General features: G+C 39.5%; 13 protein-coding genes. 6 read left to right on the plus strand and 7 right to left on the minus strand.

The window, feature by feature from the left end:
• Positions 1-15: 15 nt before the first annotated feature.
• Genes motB through kdsB form a run of 3 tightly spaced genes read left to right on the plus strand, consistent with a single transcriptional unit; the run spans position 16 to position 2,132 of the window.
• Positions 16-843, plus strand: coding sequence for a flagellar motor protein MotB (motB, locus tag CH352_RS01575; protein WP_100706475.1), 828 nt, complete (start codon positions 16-18; stop codon positions 841-843).
• Between the two features lie 21 nt (positions 844-864).
• Positions 865-1,389 (plus strand): flagellar basal body-associated FliL family protein, encoded by a 525-nt coding sequence (locus CH352_RS01580; RefSeq protein WP_008591739.1) that lies wholly within the window; start codon positions 865-867, stop codon positions 1,387-1,389.
• On the plus strand, positions 1,389-2,132 hold the full coding sequence (gene kdsB / locus CH352_RS01585) for a 3-deoxy-manno-octulosonate cytidylyltransferase (RefSeq protein WP_100706474.1): 744 nt from the start codon (positions 1,389-1,391) through the stop codon (positions 2,130-2,132). The genes CH352_RS01580 and kdsB overlap by 1 nt, the downstream gene beginning before the upstream one ends.
• Here kdsB and CH352_RS01590 read toward each other — a convergent pair.
• The 6 genes from CH352_RS01590 to CH352_RS01620 all read right to left on the minus strand — a co-directional run bounded on the left by CH352_RS01590 (position 2,129) and on the right by CH352_RS01620 (position 5,820).
• Entirely contained in the window at positions 2,129-2,467 is a 339-nt protein-coding gene (locus CH352_RS01590) for an STAS domain-containing protein (protein ID WP_020769614.1), read from the minus strand. The two genes, kdsB and CH352_RS01590, sit on opposite strands and share 4 nt — an antisense overlap.
• A 79-nt stretch (positions 2,468-2,546) precedes the next feature.
• The gene (locus CH352_RS01595; protein ID WP_008590052.1) at positions 2,547-2,759 is read right to left on the minus strand and encodes a hypothetical protein; all 213 of its coding nucleotides are present in this window, start codon (positions 2,757-2,759) and stop codon (positions 2,547-2,549) included.
• 92 nt (positions 2,760-2,851) lie between these two features.
• Positions 2,852-3,268 (minus strand): c-type cytochrome, encoded by a 417-nt coding sequence (locus CH352_RS01600; protein WP_100706473.1) that lies wholly within the window; start codon positions 3,266-3,268, stop codon positions 2,852-2,854.
• A 251-nt stretch (positions 3,269-3,519) separates the two neighbouring features.
• Positions 3,520-3,879 carry a Zn-ribbon domain-containing OB-fold protein gene (locus tag CH352_RS01610; RefSeq protein ID WP_100706472.1) on the minus strand — a complete coding sequence of 120 codons (360 nt, stop codon included), beginning with the start codon at positions 3,877-3,879 and terminating at the stop codon, positions 3,520-3,522.
• On the minus strand, positions 3,879-5,042 hold the full coding sequence (locus CH352_RS01615) for a thiolase domain-containing protein (RefSeq protein WP_100706471.1): 1,164 nt from the start codon (positions 5,040-5,042) through the stop codon (positions 3,879-3,881). Before CH352_RS01615 ends, CH352_RS01610 begins: the two co-directional genes overlap by 1 nt.
• Before the next feature lie 10 nt (positions 5,043-5,052).
• Positions 5,053-5,820: a glucose 1-dehydrogenase gene (locus CH352_RS01620; protein ID WP_100706595.1), complete on the minus strand. Its 768-nt coding sequence runs from the start codon at positions 5,818-5,820 to the stop codon at positions 5,053-5,055.
• 1,039 nt (positions 5,821-6,859) lie between these two features.
• Between CH352_RS01620 and CH352_RS01625 the strand changes: the two genes are divergently transcribed.
• The 3 genes from CH352_RS01625 to CH352_RS01635 all read left to right on the plus strand — a co-directional run bounded on the left by CH352_RS01625 (position 6,860) and on the right by CH352_RS01635 (position 19,344).
• On the plus strand, positions 6,860-11,143 hold the full coding sequence (locus CH352_RS01625) for an LIC12048 family lipoprotein (protein WP_100706470.1): 4,284 nt from the start codon (positions 6,860-6,862) through the stop codon (positions 11,141-11,143).
• Between the two features lie 308 nt (positions 11,144-11,451).
• Positions 11,452-18,870: a SpvB/TcaC N-terminal domain-containing protein gene (locus CH352_RS01630; protein ID WP_243396309.1), complete on the plus strand. Its 7,419-nt coding sequence runs from the start codon at positions 11,452-11,454 to the stop codon at positions 18,868-18,870.
• Positions 18,871-18,966: 96 nt separating this feature from the next.
• On the plus strand, positions 18,967-19,344 hold the full coding sequence (locus tag CH352_RS01635; protein WP_125169477.1) for a hypothetical protein: 378 nt from the start codon (positions 18,967-18,969) through the stop codon (positions 19,342-19,344).
• A gap of 265 nt (positions 19,345-19,609) precedes the next feature.
• Here CH352_RS01635 and CH352_RS18980 read toward each other — a convergent pair whose 3' ends face one another.
• Positions 19,610-19,765 (minus strand): hypothetical protein, encoded by a 156-nt coding sequence (locus CH352_RS18980; protein ID WP_165780165.1) that lies wholly within the window; start codon positions 19,763-19,765, stop codon positions 19,610-19,612.
• Positions 19,766-19,917 lie beyond the last annotated feature (152 nt).

Genomic DNA, 19,917 nt, shown 5'->3' on the forward strand with positions numbered 1-19,917 from the left:
TTTCGGAAGAAGAATATGGCAAAACAGAAATGTCCAGAATGTATCCAAAATATTCCAGAGTACATGCTTACTTATGGAGACATGGTTACACTTCTTCTTTGCTTCTTCATTATGTTATACCGTACGGGTAAAACGAATGCGATAGAGATGCAGATCATTCTATCTGCGTTCAAGACCACTACCGGATTTTTTGACGGTGGCCAAACTCTTTCCAAAGGAAAATTGGAAGAGATGGGAATGAATATAGAAAGTCTTCCTTCCATGACTACAGGGAAGGCGCTTTCTAAATCCAAGAAAACCGCTACAGAGTTATTTAAACCTGAGATAGAAGCAGGGAAAGTGAGAGTAACGGAAGACGAAAGAGGTCTTGTGATCAGCTTAGTAGGAGCCGATTATTTTAATCCAGGCTCCGCAATTTTACAAGAACCGATCAAGAGCACATTAAAGAAAGCCAGCGGACTCATCAAAGGACTCGAAAGATTTGTAAGGGTAGAAGGTCACTGCGACGCTGATGCTGTACTGCCTGGTGCCAATCCAAACAGGGAAGAAAGAACTTACTTAAACAACTGGGACCTTGCAGGAGCGAGAGCGATCAACTCCACTGATTATGTTGTGGGAGTAGGAAAGTTGGATCCGAGTTGGTTCCAAGCGGTGAGTTTCGGATCTTATAGACCTCTGGTTGTAGAAAACCAAGGGAGTCCTGAAGCAAAAGCATTCAATCGAAGAATTGATATCGTAATTTTAACGGAAAAATCCACCAAACGAAGCGAATACGAATCCAACTTCGGCTTACCTAAGAGCCGTGTTCCAGGTTCGGAAACTTCCACCGAAAGTGGATTATAGTAGAGTAAAAGGAGAATACCCATGGGCGATCCCGAAATAGACGAGGAAGAAGGCGGTTTACCCGCGGCGGATGCCGGCGCCGGCTCGTCTCCGCTCATCAAATGGCTGATCTATATCGCCGGTGCCGTATTCGGAATTATCATAGTTGTACTTGTTTCGATGTTCGTCGCGAAACAGGCGGCGACTAGTACCTTCCGTGAAATGAAAAACGTGGCCTTAGTAAAACCTCCTCCGCCACTCATGACCTTCCAATTCCAGGAAGAGTTCAGGATCAATACTGCGGATAAAGGTGAGACTCACTTCGTGAAGATGAAATTATCTTTCGGAGTAGCAAGAGACGATGCTAAGATCACTGCGGAACTTGCGGAAAGGATCGCTCAGATGAGAGACTTGGTGAACCTAATTATAGGAAGAAAAACCAAGGACGATCTGATTGACGTAGAAGATCAGTTAGATTTGAGAGAAGAGATCAAAGCTCAGATCAATCATATTCTCTCCGACGGAAAGATCCAAGAAGTTTACTTCACAGAATTTATCGTCAACTGATGACAAAATCGAAAATCCTTGGGGTCATACCCGCAAGATATGGAAGTTCCCGATTTCCCGGCAAACCATTAGCCAAGATCGGGGACCTTCCCATGATTGCCTGGACATATAAGAATTCTCTAAAGTCCTCTCTTCTACATGATGTAGTCGTCGCTACCGACGATGAAAGGATCTTACAGATCGTTTTGGATAACGGCGGTAAGGCGGTAATGACTTCTCCCGATCATCCTTCCGGAACGGACAGGATCATAGAAGTGGCACTCAAATATCCGGACTCAGGAATTATAATCAATATCCAAGGTGACGAGCCCGGAATAGAATCGGAACTCATAGACGGAGTAGCAAAACTCAAACTGGAAAGACCGGATTGGGCAATGAGCACTGCAGCAGTTCGATTAGAAGAAAAAGAAATCCAAGATCCAAACAGAGTCAAAGTGGTCTTGGACAAAAACGGAAAGGCACTCTACTTCTCCCGTTCTGCCATTCCTAGCCAATTTAAAAAGACAGTCCCGGCATATAGACATCTGGGGATCTACGGATACGATAGGGATTTCTTACTTGGATATCCGGAACTTCCTCCAAGTCCTTTAGAGGAATCGGAATCACTAGAACAATTAAGAGCGATGGAAGCGGGGCATTCTATCGGAGTGTATATAGCAAGTCGCGCAGCATTGAGCGTAGATACACCCGAAGATCTGGAATTAGTAGTAAAAGATTTTAAGAAGAAGGGACTGATCCCTTAACTAAGAGCTTCTTGCAGAGTGTTATGGATCAAAACGAAATCCGTAAGGCCAACGATATCCATCACTTTTCTGAAATGATCGTTTAGACCCGCAAATTCAATTTTGGAAGAAGATTCACTTGCTTTGGTGATCAAACTGATCAGTGTCGCAAGTCCCGCCGAATTGATGTAAGACGTTCCATGGAAATTCAAAATCACCCTAGTCCTACGTTGTTCGGGTATGGACTGGTATTTTCCTAAAATTTCGTCATCTGCCTCGGAGGTAATTTCTCCAGAGATATGGATCACCGGAACATTAGGTTCAAGATCCACGTTTATTTTGAATTCGTCAGACATCTGCCTTATTTAGCACAAAAGACCTTTCCTCTTGAAGACAGTCAATCCCGAAAACCGGGCCGTCCAAGGGGAGTATCCGTTAAACGTAGTGCTCTAACTCCTCCGGAGAAAGTCTGTCGAAAATCTGGCCGCATTTGGAACATTGAAATGAAACAGTGGTAGGTTTGGAAGAAATCCCGAAAAGGATCAAAAACCAGGCCCAATTACCGTAGGTTTTCACCTCTCTGGAAAGAGGGGATTTTCTATCCGTTCCGCAACTGTCGCAATGTGGTAAAGAAGAGGATTGGCTCACAAAGCTAGGTTGAAATGGGGGTGGAAAACTTCCAGAAGAAAAGTGGGAAAAAATCAAGATGGGAGTCCAGCCGGACTCCCGAAGAATTGGAATTAATTTTGATTTAGGTAGATTACGTACTTAGAAATCTTTTTAAGTTTTTCGTCGCCTAAGAACTTGTAGGAAGTCATTACAGGGTTGCTTGGAATTCCGTTATTCAAAGTTTTCAGAATTCCTGCTTCTGTAGGACCATTTTTCCATTCATTTGCAGGTGCTTTGTAATTTCTAGGTTTTGGATTCAAGCTAGCCGCAGCCGCTCCGTCTCCAGCACCAGTATCGCCGTGACATGCGTTACAGCCGTTTTCAAGAAAAAGTTTTTTACCTTCTTCTACTTCAGGACTTAAAGTTGCTGCCGCACTTGCTACAGGTGCAGCTTCTTCTTTCGGTTTTTCTTTATCTCCGCAGTTCAATAGGAAGATGAGGGAGAGAATGGAAACAAAAAGGGAAATCAGGATTGCCCGAGTCTTCATGGATTACTCCTTTATATTGGTTCCAACTTTCTCATCCAGAAAGAGAAAGCAAAGAACTTTTTGTCACGGTATTGTCGGCGCGAGATCCGCAAAGAATTTCGGTAAAGTGAAGAAGGATCCGGGAATTGACTTTTGTCAAAGTATCCGGAGATGATTCTTAATATCGATTTCTGAGAATCGAAAAGAATCGGACTTATTGGTTTTTCGTAAAACAAAAGCGGGGTAAGTCCCACCCCGCTTTCCTTTTTAGATCAAGCGGGTTTAAAAATAAATCCCGTAGAAGTTTCTGTTCTATCGAAAAGAACCGGCATATCGATCGCAATAGATTCGGTGATCGGTTTGCCTTGGTATTCTCCTTCGATAATACTCATGGTCTTTGCACCTTCTTCCAGCTCGATGACTGCAAGAACGTAAGGCGCTCTTGGGGCCAAATGTCCGAAACCGACATGAACCACAGTGTAAGTGTATACTTTTCCTTTTCCTGAAAAAGTTTTTGGTTCCACATCATCCGATCCGCAGCTTGTGCAAGAAACTACAGGATCAGTGGCTTCGAATCCGCAGGATTTACATTTTTTTCCGGTTAAAGAATGAGCTTCCATAATCTCCGCCATTATTCCCCCCTCTGCAGAATATGCACTATACTAACAGCACCTGGGCCGCCTAAAACATGAGTTAAAGCAGTGCGGGCGTTTGCAACTTGTCGCTTTTCGGATTGGTCTCTGAGTTGAAAAGTCATCTCTACAACCTGGCCTACACCTGTAGCTCCTACTGGATGACCTTTTGCTTTTAAACCGCCTGAGGTATTTACGGGAAGTTTTCCACCCAATCGAGTGTGACCGTCTTTAGTGAACTGGCCGCCTTTTCCTTTTTCCACAAAGCCAAGATCTTCTATATTGATGATCTCGGTGATCGTGAAGCAGTCGTGACATTCTAAGACGTCGATGTCCTTTCTTTCCACACCGGCCATTTTAAAAGCCTCTGTAGCTGCTTGCACGGAAGCGGGGAAGCTTACGGAATCTTTTTTAAGAGCCACATTGAAGTAGTCTCCGCCGATTCCGGAACCTTTTACCAGAACATAGTCTTTACGAACAGATTTAGCTTTTTCTTTGGTAGTGATCACAACTGCCGCGGAAGCATCAGTAACCAGGGAAACATCATGAAAACCGAATGGAGTAGTGACCATTCTTGCTCTCATGATATTATTGAAAGAAATCTCTTTTTGTTTATGCGCAAATGGATTTAGGCTGCCGTGAAAATAGTTTTTTTCAGCAACGGTTGCCAACATTTCTTTAGTAGTGCCGAATTCATGCATATGGCGGATCGCGTTTAACGCAAAGCCGGAAGGGCCGGAAATACAATAACCGCCTTCAACGTCTTGATCTTGGCCTCTTGCCACGATTTCCATCGTAGTTTCCGGATCTAAACCGTTCATTTTCTCCACACCTAAAACTAAAACGGTATCGTATAGACCGGATGCAACTGCAAGAACACCCTGTCTCATCGCAATACCACCGGAGGCACAAGCTCCTTCGGTACGAATTGCAGGACGATCACCTAATCCAAGTAAGTTGGCTGCATAAGAACCCATTGTATTTTGGGCGTTAAATTCATTGCCAGCGTAGTTTCCGACATAAACAGCTTGGATTTCCTTTCTGTCTATTCCTGAATCTTTGATGGCTCCGTTACCTGCTTCAGTAACTAGATCACGTAAAGTTCTATCTTTATGATTACCATGGACCGTTTCATACGCCCCGATGATTGCTACTTCTCTCATGGAAAACTCCTTACATTCCGATGCCGGCGCCGCCGTCTACTCTCAAGAAAACTCCTGTGATATAAGATGCTTTATCGGAAAGGAAGAATTCTACAGCGTCAGCGATCTCTTGTTGAGTTCCAGGTCTCTTCAAAGGAATGAACATAGGATCGGTAAGTTTTTTCTGAACTTCTTCAGGAAGAGAAGCAGTCATATCTGTTTGCACATAACCGGGACAAACCGCATTTACTAAAACGTTTCTGCCTGAAAATTCTCTTGCAGCAACTTTAGTAAGAGCGATCACAGCAGCTTTAGAAGAAGAATAGTTAGCTTGACCTGGTTGGCCAGAAAGACCTGAAAGAGAAGAAATATTTACAATTCTACCGGAAGGAGCTTTTAAAAGAAGTTTAGAAGCATACTTGGTCATCAAGAATACACCTTTCGCATTCACATCCATTACGAAATCAAACTCTTGCTCGCTCATTCTGATAAAAAGATTATCTTTCAAAACTCCTGCGTTGTTAACTAAGAAATCCAGCTTACCGAATTTTTCTTTAACAGCATTAATAGCGGCCTCGCAGTCTTCAGGCTTAGTAACGTTTACCGGAATACCTAATGTTTTAACTCCGAATTCTTTAGCGATATCTGCGGCCGCCTGCTCGATATGCTCTTTATTTAAGTCAACGACGACCACATCTCCACCGTCTTTAGCGATAGTGTTTGCGATAGCGCGACCTAAACCTCTGGGAGAAGCAGCTCCCGTAACTAATGCAACTTTACCTTCGAATTGTTTTGCCATTTGGATCCCTCTTATGTCCTCGGATAACGAATTTTTAAACTTTCGGATCGTACAGATAGAATTCGATCTGTTTGAAGTAGAACGATTGTTCTGGTAAAAGATGGATTGTACCTGGATTCCCGACAAGAAAAATTCATTCAAATATAAGTCTTTGAAACAGTGTTCGTTTTTGTTGAACATTTGTTCGCAGCAAGTGGGAAGAGAGTGGTTTTGTTGCGAGTAAGTGGAGGAGGAGGAATATGTCTCATTCTTTGAGCGGAATTTATACGCTATATGGCCGATGGAGTGATGGTATATGATGAATTAATAATATATTATTTTAAAAAGGAGCTTTTGTCATGAGATGAAAGAGAGAATTTAGCCCTTTTTTATAAAATTGTTCTCCGAATAATGAAAGTACGTAAGTTGATTTTTAAATTCACGGAAGAACACCGTTACCCGTTGGGATAATCTTATTCATTAAGGAATGATTTGAATTTATGAGAAGAAGATTTATGAAAAACCTCTCCTTGGTATAAATCAGGAGAAGAAGGAGCGCTTCATACTTTGATGCGCAAACTATTTTAGATAGATTGATTATTTTATAAATAATTAATTTCCTTAATTTTTGATTTTAATATTATGAAAATATAAAGTTCCCGTTTTCGATGAAAATTTTCGTAAAAATATAGAATATTAATAAAACATAAAGTGTCCATTATGGGATACGTTCTAATTTTTCCACGTTATCCCATCTGAGAGAAAAAGTTCCCAAAATTTTTTCCATAAGTTCCATTTTACTGTGGCAACTGCCTGTTTTCTAAACGTTTCCCAATTTTTTTTTTAAGTTTGGCGCAAAAAATTAGACAAAAATGGGAACTTTTTCGAAACGTCCATTCAAACGCCCAAGTTATGTTTCGATTCAGGACGAATCGGGCAAAACTATGAGTAAAGATTTGAACTCAGTCAAAAAAGTCGACTCACATCGATAAATTTGTCCGGGATGTTTTGTATTTTGAATTTGGTTCTCTTAAGTGATGGGAAACCGGAGGTTCGTTCGATGTTCGATTTGATCGTTAGGATTGTTGTTAGGAAAGTTATTTTAGCTATAGTTGCTCTTTCCTTTGTAGGCTGTTTGAGCGACTGGGGCTTTGGCAGCGGAAATGTGGATTTGAAAAAAGCCACTTGGCTAGTTGCAGAAAAAGTCCCGCTAGTAGTGGATAAAGGAGGAGTTCCTGGTGGTGGTGGAACCGTTACTTCGGTTAATAACTTGTTCACTTTGAAGCCTGGTACAAAGGTTAGTGCGCAAGCGCTTGGTGGTACTATTGATCCAACCGGAACAACTATCGTTAACGATTTCGACGGAGATGGAATCTTAAATATCAATGAGACTACTACGAACGTCTGGGTGGCAGATTATCCGGATGTCGACACAGTAATTGCCCCTCCAATTACATTGAAGATCGCAATTTTAAAAAGTAGCACTGGGGAAAGTGATGAGATTTTAAGTGATATTAATTCTGAAGACTTGGAATCAACTACTAGTCTTGGATCAGAGACTCTTATACAGAATGAGACAATTTGGAAAACCGTTCAGTTCCAAGACCAATATAAGAATGAAACTGAACATTCTGAAGCAACCTCCATTGAAAATGTAGTTAATAATGTTGTTTCAGGTTCTAGCTCTAACTCTAACAATAAAAACACTAACAGCTGGTCAAATCGCGTATTGAGCGAAGGAACGACTACTAAGTGGGCTGATAAACCTTTTATAAATAATATTGATCGCAATGCGACTACCACCAAAAGTGATTCATCCGGAAGAAATGCTAGAAAATATCGAGCTGAAAAGGCTTCGAAAGTCAATCAGACTTCTAAAGTTGAATCGAACGCTGGTTATGTGAGGGCTGCACTTTATATTAAGAACCGATCGGTCAATATGCCAGTTAAGTTAACCAATATCCTTTGCACTCTTATGTTTGAAGATGGTAGCGGTAATTTAATTCCTGTACAAAGCTTTCGATTGCGAAATGATGATTATAGCCTTTTTCAAGTGGAAGTATATGGTGGAAATGAATTTGGTCCGTATGTTGTAGAGCTTAATAATTTAAACACTGCGGAAATTGAACGTGCCATCAATTCCGGATTTACCCCAAAAATATATATCGTAGATTATTCAATGACTCATGTAGCGGACTCGAATTATAAATCCGCCCTTTTGAATTTTAGTGGAGATAACCTAAAGATTATTGAGGAAAACTCTAAAGGTAGAACTAGTCTAATTAAATTTTATGGACCGAATTTAAGAGAGAAATATCGGGTAGCTGCTTTTGATGATCTAAGCAGTGCAGATCCATGTATAACTACAACAGCGTCTACATTGTCTCCCGGAATTACTTTAAAGAAGGCCTTAGAGAGAATATCCTGCTCTGGCAACAAAGTCGAATTCCAAGACTATGTAATTGACTTTAGTGAAATCGCTCCAGCGTTAAACGAATCGAAAATTCACGTAAGGGCGATTAAATCATTTGCTGGTATCGAAAGTAAGCTTCCTTGCGTCGATGGTACTTTTACAGGATCTGATGGAGTAGTGAGAACCGCGTGTATTCAGAAACCAATCAGTTCTTGGAGTGAATCAGAAAAAGCGACTGCTGGTGTTTGGACGATTTTTTCAAAAGCTAAATATTTTTCTTATACAGATTATTGGGTCGATGGAACCAATATTAGAATTTTCAACCCAACCGATCCCAAAAAGGTTCAGATGGTCAAAGGTGTTGATTCGATTATTTGGGCAGGTGATGTTTACGAGATCGCATATATTTCTGTAAAGGATTTATTAAATAAGGTTGTAGATCCAACTTACTCCTCTAGTCCGATTGCAAATGGAGAGGATCGTTTCTCGTTGAACACTCTTTGGGATTTAAAACAACTGGGTGATCGCCCTTATGACCCGGACACCAACGCAAAGAATGTTGGTAAGGTCGGTTTTGGAGAAAAATTAGTTTTTGAGATTAAATTAGATAAAACTAAATATCTAAATCCGAATTTTGGTACTCCGGAAAACGGCGGGACATATCAAATTTATACTAATTTCAGTTATAATCCGATCGTATCCACAAATCGATTCTATTTAGACCAAACTTTGGATTTTGAAGTTAGTTTAGGTGCAGGAGGAACCAGAACAGATTGGGTACATATTATAAAAGATACAAATGTCACTGATCCTAAAAAGATTCGTCGTGTTTGGATTGATAATTCTGGTTATACAGATCAGACTTTCCGCATTTGTTTACAAATGCCATCTACTAGTGATGTCGTAAATGTTGAGAACAGTTTAGTGAATGTATATATTCGCCCAGCTTTAAACAGCGCCTATCGTAGAACGATTTGGCCATTGAGTTATACGAATGTTAAGAAGATGCGCGCTGACTTAGATGTTGCAACGAAAGTTGGTGATACAACCATTTATCTTGCGAATGTAAATGGAAATATAGAGCAAAACGATTCAATTTATTTTACAGGCGATCCGAACGTTTACACTGTTGCATCTCCGCCAACTATTACCCCATTAGCTCCGGAAGGATCTTTTACCGTGGTTTTACAGTCTGGTATTCAAAAAGTTTCAACTAAGGCCACGCTTACTACAATCCCTGGAACGTTGCAGACTCCGGATGTAAGATTGATCGAAGACAATTCCTTTCTGTCAACTTGGAATGCTCAAACTCCTGCATCCGATTATAACTTACTGCAATATCTCCCTTTATTATTAAATGGAGGAACTCCAGATTGTTCTGGGGCAAATCAATTTCATCCATTTGGATGTTTAGGATTTACTCCTGATTATCGTACAATTAACTGGATGGGATCGTACAATAAGGGCGTACCTTTTTGGAATAGTTGGACAGATGCGGGTAGTTTCTTCAGCTTTCTGTCTGGCGGTAGCTTCTCAATAGGAACAAATGGAAATGCTTATCGAGCTAGCTCAATTGCAACTGATAATACTTTGAGTGATCCGGTTGGCGGCGATGTGACAATCGGTGAACCTGTGAGTATTTCCAGTGGGGATGCAATGATGGTCTTTTGGAAACAGGATACAGCTATCTTAGGAAAAGCTGTAAAAATCACAGATCCTGGAACGCCTGTGCTAAATCAATTTACACTTGCAACTTCTGTGGGAGCAGCTACGGAACTAACGGCAAAGTTAGATTCAAATGGTAAGGTTACAATTATTTGGGAGAACGGGTTGGATATTTATATCGCAATTCGTAATTTCTCTGATGGCGCTGTAATCTTAGCCCCAACTAAAGTTGTAACTCGCACAACAGATACGGGTGCTTTGGCTCGAATTGGTTTAGCAATAGGTTCAAATCGTGCATTAGTTACTTGGTCAGATATCGTTGCTATACCTCTTAGCTTAGAGAGTACGAGATCTGTTAAAGGAAAAATTTACGATACAACAAATGGTACCGTTACCGTTAACGCCTTCAATATCTATACAATCAATTCTTGGAATGATTGGAGATATGAAGCTGCTACGGATGGAAATGGGACACCATATGCACTTGTCGGTCGACATTACTTGGATTTTTCAGGAAATACTTCCGGTGTATACTATCATGTGATCAATCTGTCAACAGGTGCAACTGTCACTACCGCCACGCTCAATACTGCAACAATTTTGGCTTCAAGTGGAGTGTATGTTGCTACCGGAGCAAATTACGGTGTTGTAATATTTAGGCATAACAGTGGGACATGGTATGCAAGATCTATCAATATGACTACCGGAGCAGTCGTTGATTCTACCAATTTGAATATTGCTACAAATGTGTCTTTCATTAGGGTGAACGTGATTGGAGATTATGCCTATGCTCAATATTCAGTCGATGGGGCACTTCAGGTAAAAGTGATTAGTCTCGCGACAAACAATTTCCAATATGGGAACGCATTGACACTCAGTTCTGCACAAGCAGGAGCAGTACAAAGATCTTCCAAAGTTGCTGTAAGTAGCGACGGGGTATTGTTCTCGGCATGGGAACATACGGATGGTACTAAGAAAACTATTCGAGGTCGCACATTTACTCTCAGCCCATGGGCGCTAAAAGGGAGTTCTGAATTCTTCCTAAGTACCAAGAATGAAGGTCTTCAGACGGGATTGCCTGAAGTTGGAGTGTATCTATCTCGCGCTCTACCAGTTTGGAGGTCTGAAGATCTCGCTACAGATTCAATTCGTAGATTCGATTTGGATTTGGTGAACCCTGGTTCATTAAAATATGGTATGAATAATTTCTTTATCTCTCCTCTTATCGAGCGAGATTATCAAATCAAAGTGACCATCGTTCCATAAGTAATTTGTAATAGGATGATCCGATTCGGATCATCCTTATAAGCGGATGAAAGTGAATCTTTCACTAAGAAAAAGTTTAATAAAGTAAGAGCGTTTGTAATGAAGTTACCTGCTTTTATTAAGAAGACAATGTGTTCGAAGATAGCGGGAAGGATATGTCAGCGAAGAATTTTTTAAATAGAATGGAAGTTTGTGTTCATTTAACAAACGGATTCTTTCGTTTTAGGAGACGAGAAGTTAGTTTTAAATCTCTCGGTTTCTTCGTTGCTCTTTCCCTTCTTCTCACTTCCTGCTCCGGCGGATCGAATATGATGAATCGTCTATTTCAATTCGCGGGAGTCCTGCCCTCTGGAACTTCTTTCTTATCTCCCGGATCCGCACCTGCGCCGGAAGGAAGTGATCTATTTTCTATTTCTACAAACTATAGCGAAACAATCGATGATCCGGAAACAAAAGCAGATGCTTTAGCCGGAGCATCATTTATCGCACCACCTGAGCCGAATAATTTCGGAGCGGTTTCTTTAAATTACCCAATCCAAGTTCCTGCAGGGAGAGCTGGTGTTCAGCCGAGTCTTGCATTATCCTATTCTTCTACTGGAGGAGATGGATGGACTGGAATTGGTTGGAGTATCGGGCTTGGAGCCATTACAAGAACTCCAGAATATGGAGCTTTGTTTTATGATTCCAGAGACACATTTACTTGGAACGGAAAAAGACTGATCAAAGTTTCCGGTTCCACTTCCAATGAGAATGGGGTTTATAGACCTGAGATCACGGAAGAAGATTTTGCATTATTAAAATTAACGAATATAGAGAACGGAGGAACCTGGGAAGTTTTAGATTATAGTGGGACTAAAACTATCTATGGTGATTCTTCCTCCAATCGGATTTATGATCCAAACCAAATTTCCAGAACATATAGTTGGTATCTTTCCAAAACGGAAGATCGGAACGGAAACTATATGCAGGTTACTTACGATACTTCCCAATATTCTGAAAAACGGAACTTATACGTTCAAGAAATCAAATACACTGGAAACAGTAGAAGTGGATTCCCTGCAAAACAATATGTTCGTTTTATCACAAAGACCAGAGAAGATTCTTATGTAAGTAAGGCTCCTGGTTTTACAATGGTCATGGATCGACTTCTTGATAAAATAGAAGTAGGTTGGACCGGTGGTAAACTCTGGACGTATTCTCTTGTATATGATACTTCTTTTGATTCTGGAAGACCTATTCTTAAAACTGTAAATTCAGATCGTCATACTACAAAACCTGAGTTTAAATATAGTTCCTCTTCTCGTATATTAACTTGGCAGAATATTGCAAATCAAGCCTCCAGCGAACCAGAAGTTCTTCCAAATTCCACAGAGTATTTCGAAGGTGATTTTAACGGAGATGCGATTTCGGATATCGTATTCTTCAATCCTCAGACTGGTAACTGGAAAGCAGCGGAAGGAAGAAAAGAAGGCGGATACAATTTCAAAACATATGCGAATCGTTATAAAAACTATGATGGTCCTTCTAAGATCCGATTTTTTAAAGGAAATATAAGCGGTGATTTTAACGGAGACGGAAGATCCGATATCGCATTCTACTTACCTGAAACTAGAGACTTTATAGTCGCAGAACACGACGGGCAAGTATTCCAATTTCGTAATTATGGAAGATTGATGAGCGGGATCCCGGATATCTTCCGAATGGAATGGTTCCCTGGAGATTATGATGGAAATGGTCTATCCGATTCTCTACTTTTTGATGAGCCTACCGGTCTTTGGACATTAATGTTGAATAAAGGTGGTAGTTTCGAATTTCTTAAAATTGGCAAAAAATTCCAAAACATATTTAGAGGAGATTATTCTCCAAATGCAAATTTGGATAGTGCAAATACAAATGATGATAGCATTAGCGGAAAAGACAGAGCTAAGGTTAAGTTTTTAATTGGCGATTACAACGCAGATGGACTAACAGATATTTCTCTTTATGACCAGAGAAATGGGAAATGGTTCGTAGGTGAAAACATTCGAAATCCGGACAAATCTAGTTCGATCTATTTTATTACCAATTGGGTGTTATACAAAATATTCACTGCACCTGAGCAGACTTTATTTTCAAATGATCAATTTTCAGGAGACTTTAACGGAGATGGAACGTCCGACTTCTTATTCTTTGATCGTTCTTCCGGGGAATGGACATTAGGGGCAACTGTTAACGGAACTATTAATTTCAAAATCTGGTCTAAGGCTCCCCAATTCAAAACAATCACTCGTTGGCTACAAGGAGACTTTAACGGAGATGGTTCGACTGATATTGGATTTTTCTCAGAGTCAGACGGAAAGTTCTGGATAGGAGAAACAACATCTAATGGATTCCGATACAAAATTTATAGCGATATGAGCTATGGTCCGAATCAAGAAAGAGTGATGAAAACTCCTCTACCGTTGGATGAGGTAATACCTACAAAAGGATTCGGAGTATTCTCTACTGCTTCTGATACTAAAACGGTTCTTTTAGATTATCAATATGATGGAAATTCTAATCCAGGAAAAGGTGAGATTGCTTATCCGGGATGCTTCACTGTAAATGATTGTTCGGCTTCTTCTGAATTACTTTTATTTGATCGTAAGACGGGCGTATTTGATTTTAAAAAGGGTGCTACATTTACTGAATCTGTTCTTACAGGTTTTAACCCAGAAACAAATGGAATTGTAACTTTAAACAACGGTAAAGCAGATCGTTATACAGTAAACACTCGCGACGAAGCTTTATTCTTTGGAGATTTCGGAAACATAAGTAAATTTTTCGTAATAACTCAAGATGCTGGAAATGCATTTAAAAGAACTGATTTTGCAAGTATTGCAGATTCTCAAATAGTTTCTTTTGATATTAATGCGAGTGCATACGCAATTGATAATTTTGATTCTACTAGTTCTAAGTCTATTTTGGTTTTGAACGATCAAACGAGTACAAGTGCCCAAAGATTTTTACTCACAGGACCAAGTGGGACAAAAAATTTAACAACTGCCGGGGATGTATTGGATTCTTATCTGCAGAACCTATTCCAATTAGGTAGTGAGACCAATAGAAATAGAAGAAATCTTTTCAGTATTTTTTCTGGGGATTTTACTGGTACAGGAAAAGCTCAGGTTTTGCTAGTAGATAGAACCGGCGCCACGCATAAATGGTATTTGGGAACCATTGGAACTTCTTCAATTACGTTTAAACTTCTGACAGGTTCTGTAAATATTCCTGTCACCACTACTGTTTATGATAGAACAAGCCAAGCCGGCATCCAATATACTCTCTATCCAGAAGTAGTAGGAGGTCTAACAGTAAATTCTATTATATATGAAGACCCAACAGATACTGCTTCTATTGTATTTTCTAAAATTAGAATTACTGCAACTACTGTTGCGAGAACAGCGTATAACCCTGGGCTTGTAGGATTTTCTAACCAATATGATCATAGAGGAAATCCAGTCGTAATTTCAGACGGAGAGAATAAGATCTATGATCTTTCTCAAAGTAAAATTATTTCCATAGTTTCTCCTGTTTTTAGCCAATCCTTGGATCGTCCGGACCTGATGACAAAAGTGTATCCATTCCGATGGATACAAGGAGATTATAATGGAGATGGACTTGCTGATATAGGGATCGTTCATCTTAAAGAGCCTACCTGGTATTTTGCAATGTCTACCGGAACCGTCCCAGATATAATCGAACAGATCAAAAATGGAATTGGTGGAACTTATACTTTAGAATATGATAATTCTACAAAATTTGATAATAATGGTGGAGATAATATTCCTGATCTTTCTATCAATTATCGAGTTTGTACAAAGATTATATTAGATGATGGGCTTGGTAATACAATCCCTAAGAATTATAGTTATAAAAATGGAGTTTCTTTTTCTGCATTCATAAACGGGAAAAAAGAAACTGATGCATTTGGATTTACCGAATTCACTATGACCGATGCGACCGGCTCTAAGACAGTTCATTCTTATTTCAGCCAACCATATTCCAATTTTATGCATAACCGTGCACTTGGAGGAGCTGAAAAAGAAACTCATATTTTAGGTTCGGATAATAAGGACTACGGTTCTTCTAAAAAAACATATGAAATCCAACAGATAGAAACTGTTACCGGCAAGATCAGCTATCTTGCCCGATTAAGTAAGACCCAGAATTTTATCAATGCAACAGCAACTACTACTTCTGAAGGTTCTGTAATCTTTAACGGGTATAATCTAACTAAGAAGACAGATGTAAACACTGATCATTATGCAGATTCTGCTCATCCTTCTCAAACTTTTACAACTGTCACTGATTTCGAGACAGATTCTACTTCGAATCAAACAAGGCCGAAAAAAGCGGTCTCTTTATCAGGTTCTTCTCACGAAACTACAAGCAATCTTACTTATGATTCCCAAGGAAATTTAACTCGAAATTCAGTAACCTATACTGGAAGTGGATTACCTTCAGTTCCGGCAAATATTACGGAATATGAATATGATACCTATGGAAATCAAACTGAAGAAAGAAACGTAAGCTCGAGCCCGAATCGAGGAACTTCTTATGTTTTTGATGATCAATTACATCAATTTGTAAAAGAACAGACAAGTTTTGGCGGTTCGATTCAGCTTAAGACCCGATTTACCACAAATTATACGAAAGCATTTGGTTCTCCTGAAGATTCAACAGATCCAAATGGAAACAAAAATTATTTTGAATACGACGATTTTGGAAGGTTAGTTGAGTCCAGTGCAGATACGGATTCCGGAACAAAGGTACTTGCAGTTTATGAATACGGATCTAATTTTCCTTTAAGTGCAAAGACAACATTCCCTACAGGAGGGGCAGATCCTAGTTTTGCTCTTCGCAGCTATAAAGACGGAATGGGAAGAATTGTTCATTCCATCAAAACAGGATCCAATGGGCAATATGTAAGATCCGGAAGGATTACATATAATGGAAATGGACAAATAATTCGTTCTGGGCAGCCTGATTGGGCAGATGCTGGAGAAATTGATATCTTTGTTCTGCATACTCAAGAAAGAAATCCGAGCTATATTGACTATGATGCAATAGGAAGAGCTAAGAAAACGATTCTACCTGTTGCAGCCGGAGAAACAGAAGCTACAACTTTAACGATTACTTATAATGATCCTTTTGAAACTATCGAGACTCACAGCGGTGGAACAAGCAAAAGAACTCTAAAAGACGGAAAAGGCCAGATCCTGTATATAGAAGATTTCGGATCAGATGGAGCCCAAGCTAAAATAGGTTTCTGTTTTGATCTTACCGGAAAGATGATCAAAAAATCGGATCTAAACGATGGCGGAACTTTATCTTGTGATACAAGCGGGGTCAATGCAAAGGATACCTCCGGAAAAAACCAAGCTTATTGGTTATATGATGCATTTGGAAGATTAAAGAAAAACAGTGATCCAGACTTCGGAGTAAGCGCCGCTTCTTATAACGCATTTGGGGATACTACTCAGACCGTAGATGCTCGTGGGCTTACTACTAGCTTCACTTACGATTCACTTGGCAGAACACTTACCAAAAATACTCCAGACGGAACCGTATATTTTGATTATGATGGCGGGTCTGGATCTGAGAACGCTTTAGGAAAACTTGTAAAAGTAGAAGATTCGGTTCAAATCAAAACCTTCAGCTATGATAAGTTAAGCCGTACTAAAAAAGAAACCAGAGAAATCAAAAACCTTACGATTGATTTGGCGAATGGTCCTTATATTACAGAATATAAATATGATTTATTAGGCCGGGTTACTTCCATAGATTATCCGGAACATCCAGTAAGCCATACTCGCATGAAAGCCTGCTATGCTTATGGAACTGCCGGTTATATTACTGGAATTTCAGTCCAAGTTAATACAAACGGCATCATTCCTGGATTCTGTAATAAAACCATCGTAGAAAATATCACATACAACGAATTCGGACAAACAGCAGGCTTTGGCCTAGGCAATGGAGTCCAAACCAACTATACCTACGACGTAAAGCAGAGACTGGTCCGGATCAACTCAGTGGGAGAGGTAGATGGAACCACAAAAACACTGCAAGACGCAGTATACGCATTCAATAGCAGAAACAATATCACAGGGATCACAAACACATCCTCAGAATACACGACCGCATACAACTACAGCTACGACGGACTCAATCGACTCACAGCAGCAGACGGGCAATACCAAGAAACCGCAGACAATTATACCAAAACCTTCCGTCAAAGCTTTGCTTATGCTAAAAACGGAAACTTACTCGCAAAACGAAATCATAACTTTAACGATAATACTCTCATTGATGAGTGGAATTACGAATACTCCAACCACCAAGTCACTCAAATAGATTCCACACAAAGTGGAAACAACCGACTTGTCATGAGCTACGATTCCGTCGGGAACATGACTTATCAAAGGGATAATTTCAAAGATCTGACCAAAACTATCACAGTAGATTCTCAAAATAGGATCACTCAGGTCCAAGATGCTCTTAGCACAACAATTGGTAATTATTCATATGATGAAGGTGGATTCAGGGTTCGTAAGAAAGCATTAGTTCCAAGCGGAGCTTCTTTCAAAAATCAAGAGATCCTATACCCAAGTAAATTTTATGGTTTAGAATATTCAGAAGAAACAAATGTTTTGAGTTCCATTAACAACGTTTATCTAAATGGAGTTCGGATTGCTGCTCTGAATGAAGATGGAGTTACAGCGTATTTCTTAACAGACCAAGTAGACTCTGTAGCTCACGTGCTTGATGAGGGTGCACATACTCTTAGCAGGATGCAATATGAACCATATGGGGAAACTCTTGTCCAGAGGGGGACGCTTGATTTTGCCCCTAAGTATAACTCTCAAGAGTTAGACAGAGAAACTAATTTCTATTTTTATAATGCAAGATATTATGATCCGCAGATTGCGAGATTTACGAGTGCTGATAGCGTTATTGATGGCCCTGAGAATACACAGGGATGGAATAGATTTGCTTACGTAAAAGGAAATCCAATTCGTTATAAAGACCCGACGGGAAATCAATCATTTCCTTGCACGACTGGCGACTGCTTAATGTATGAAGTTAACCGGGCAGTAACTAAATATGAATATATTAATGCGGTTAGAAAAAACGAAGATAATCCAATAAATGCAATGCCAGGTGCTAATTTTGGAAATTATATGCTTCAGGCGTCTGTTGACGTTTTAGAAGGAGATTACGCAAAGTTAGCGAAACGAACTGCATGGGAAGCAACTTGGGGCATATTTAGCATCGCTTTATCTGAAGTCTCCATTCTTGGGAAGCAATCCGTAAATAATGCGAAAAATGGAAAGACTATTTGGCTGATTGGAGAAACACAATCGAGGGTTGATATTATTGCAAAGGCAAATCGCGATAAAGGATTTAAAACTATTACAGACTTTCTAAATGGACGCAAGTGGGACCAAAAACTAAATGATGAGTATGTCGCAACGCTATTAAAAAATAAAGAAAAAATAGGGGACGTTGGACCTGATTTTACGAGGCGTTTACTCGGCAAGTTGGGCGATAAAAATGGCCGAATACCAAGTGAAATATATGGTGGTGAGCTTAAAGCCGTGAAAGATTATGAAAATTATCAAAGATTATTCGACAGATCTGGAAAGTTTTGGGGTGAATTAAAAGAATTTATTAATAGCCCAACTCCCGATATGTGGATTAAGTAGATGGAAAGTTTACATTTACTTGATTAAAAGCTAGATAATTATTAGAGTATGGAATTCTTTCATTAAGGTTATTTTGATTTGAGTCCGTTTGTTTCTATGATCGAAGGATATTTTTCTTTCTTAAGAGAGTATGGATTTTTACGCCGAAAGGATATGGACACTCGAACGTCAATGTATGAGTCAGTAGTTTATGCTGGGAAATACTTAAGAATCGAGATTAGTGTTGAGTTGATTGGTTCAAAATATGTATCACTTTATTTAGCTGCGGGCGGGAAAGTGATGGATTTTGAAGAATATCTAATGCGCAAATTGAAATTTCGAGGCATAGAGTTGCCTCAATTTAAATCAATTTATTCTGATATAGATAATGAAATAGAAAAACAGGTTTTTCGTAAAGAATACCTCATGAGAAATTTAGCAATTCATCAAATGCAAGATTCTGAAAATGAATTGAAGCTTCCTCCTTTATTTTAATAGCTTTTATGAAATACATTAAAAAAAAGGATAAACTTACTAGGAGAGAGTTGTAGAGAAGGATTTTACCTGAAAGTTTCCAAATTCTCACTTAAGAAATACACAAATGACCTCCTAAAAAAGCGATCATAGAATTAATGGAGATGTCTCACTCAAACAATACTGAATTGGTATCGAATAAATTGCTCCTTACCACCAACATATTTTTTTAAATTCAGGCCGAGGCCCGGTGTGGAGGGGGAAACTTCCCCTCACAACCTGTCTTTTATTTCTCAGCTTTCTGAAGCAATAACCTTCTTTTCAGAAAATCCAATCGTTCCTTATACAATGCCTTCTGCTCAGGAGTAAACTTAGAAGTTTCTCCTGTTGGATTTCCATCAGGGACATGTCTAACGTATGTTTGAATAACAGCGCCAATCAAAACGATCCTACCATATATCCCTTTTGGAATATTTTCTTTTGCCGATACTAAACGTTATTCTTCGTTCATAAAAAGTCTTGGATTTGACCTAATTTGATTCGCGTTGGATATGGATTATGTGAAGATTTTTCGATTTCAATATTCTGCTCTTC

The sequence above is a fragment of the Leptospira hartskeerlii genome (assembly GCF_002811475.1).
Taxonomy (GTDB): domain Bacteria; phylum Spirochaetota; class Leptospiria; order Leptospirales; family Leptospiraceae; genus Leptospira_B; species Leptospira_B hartskeerlii.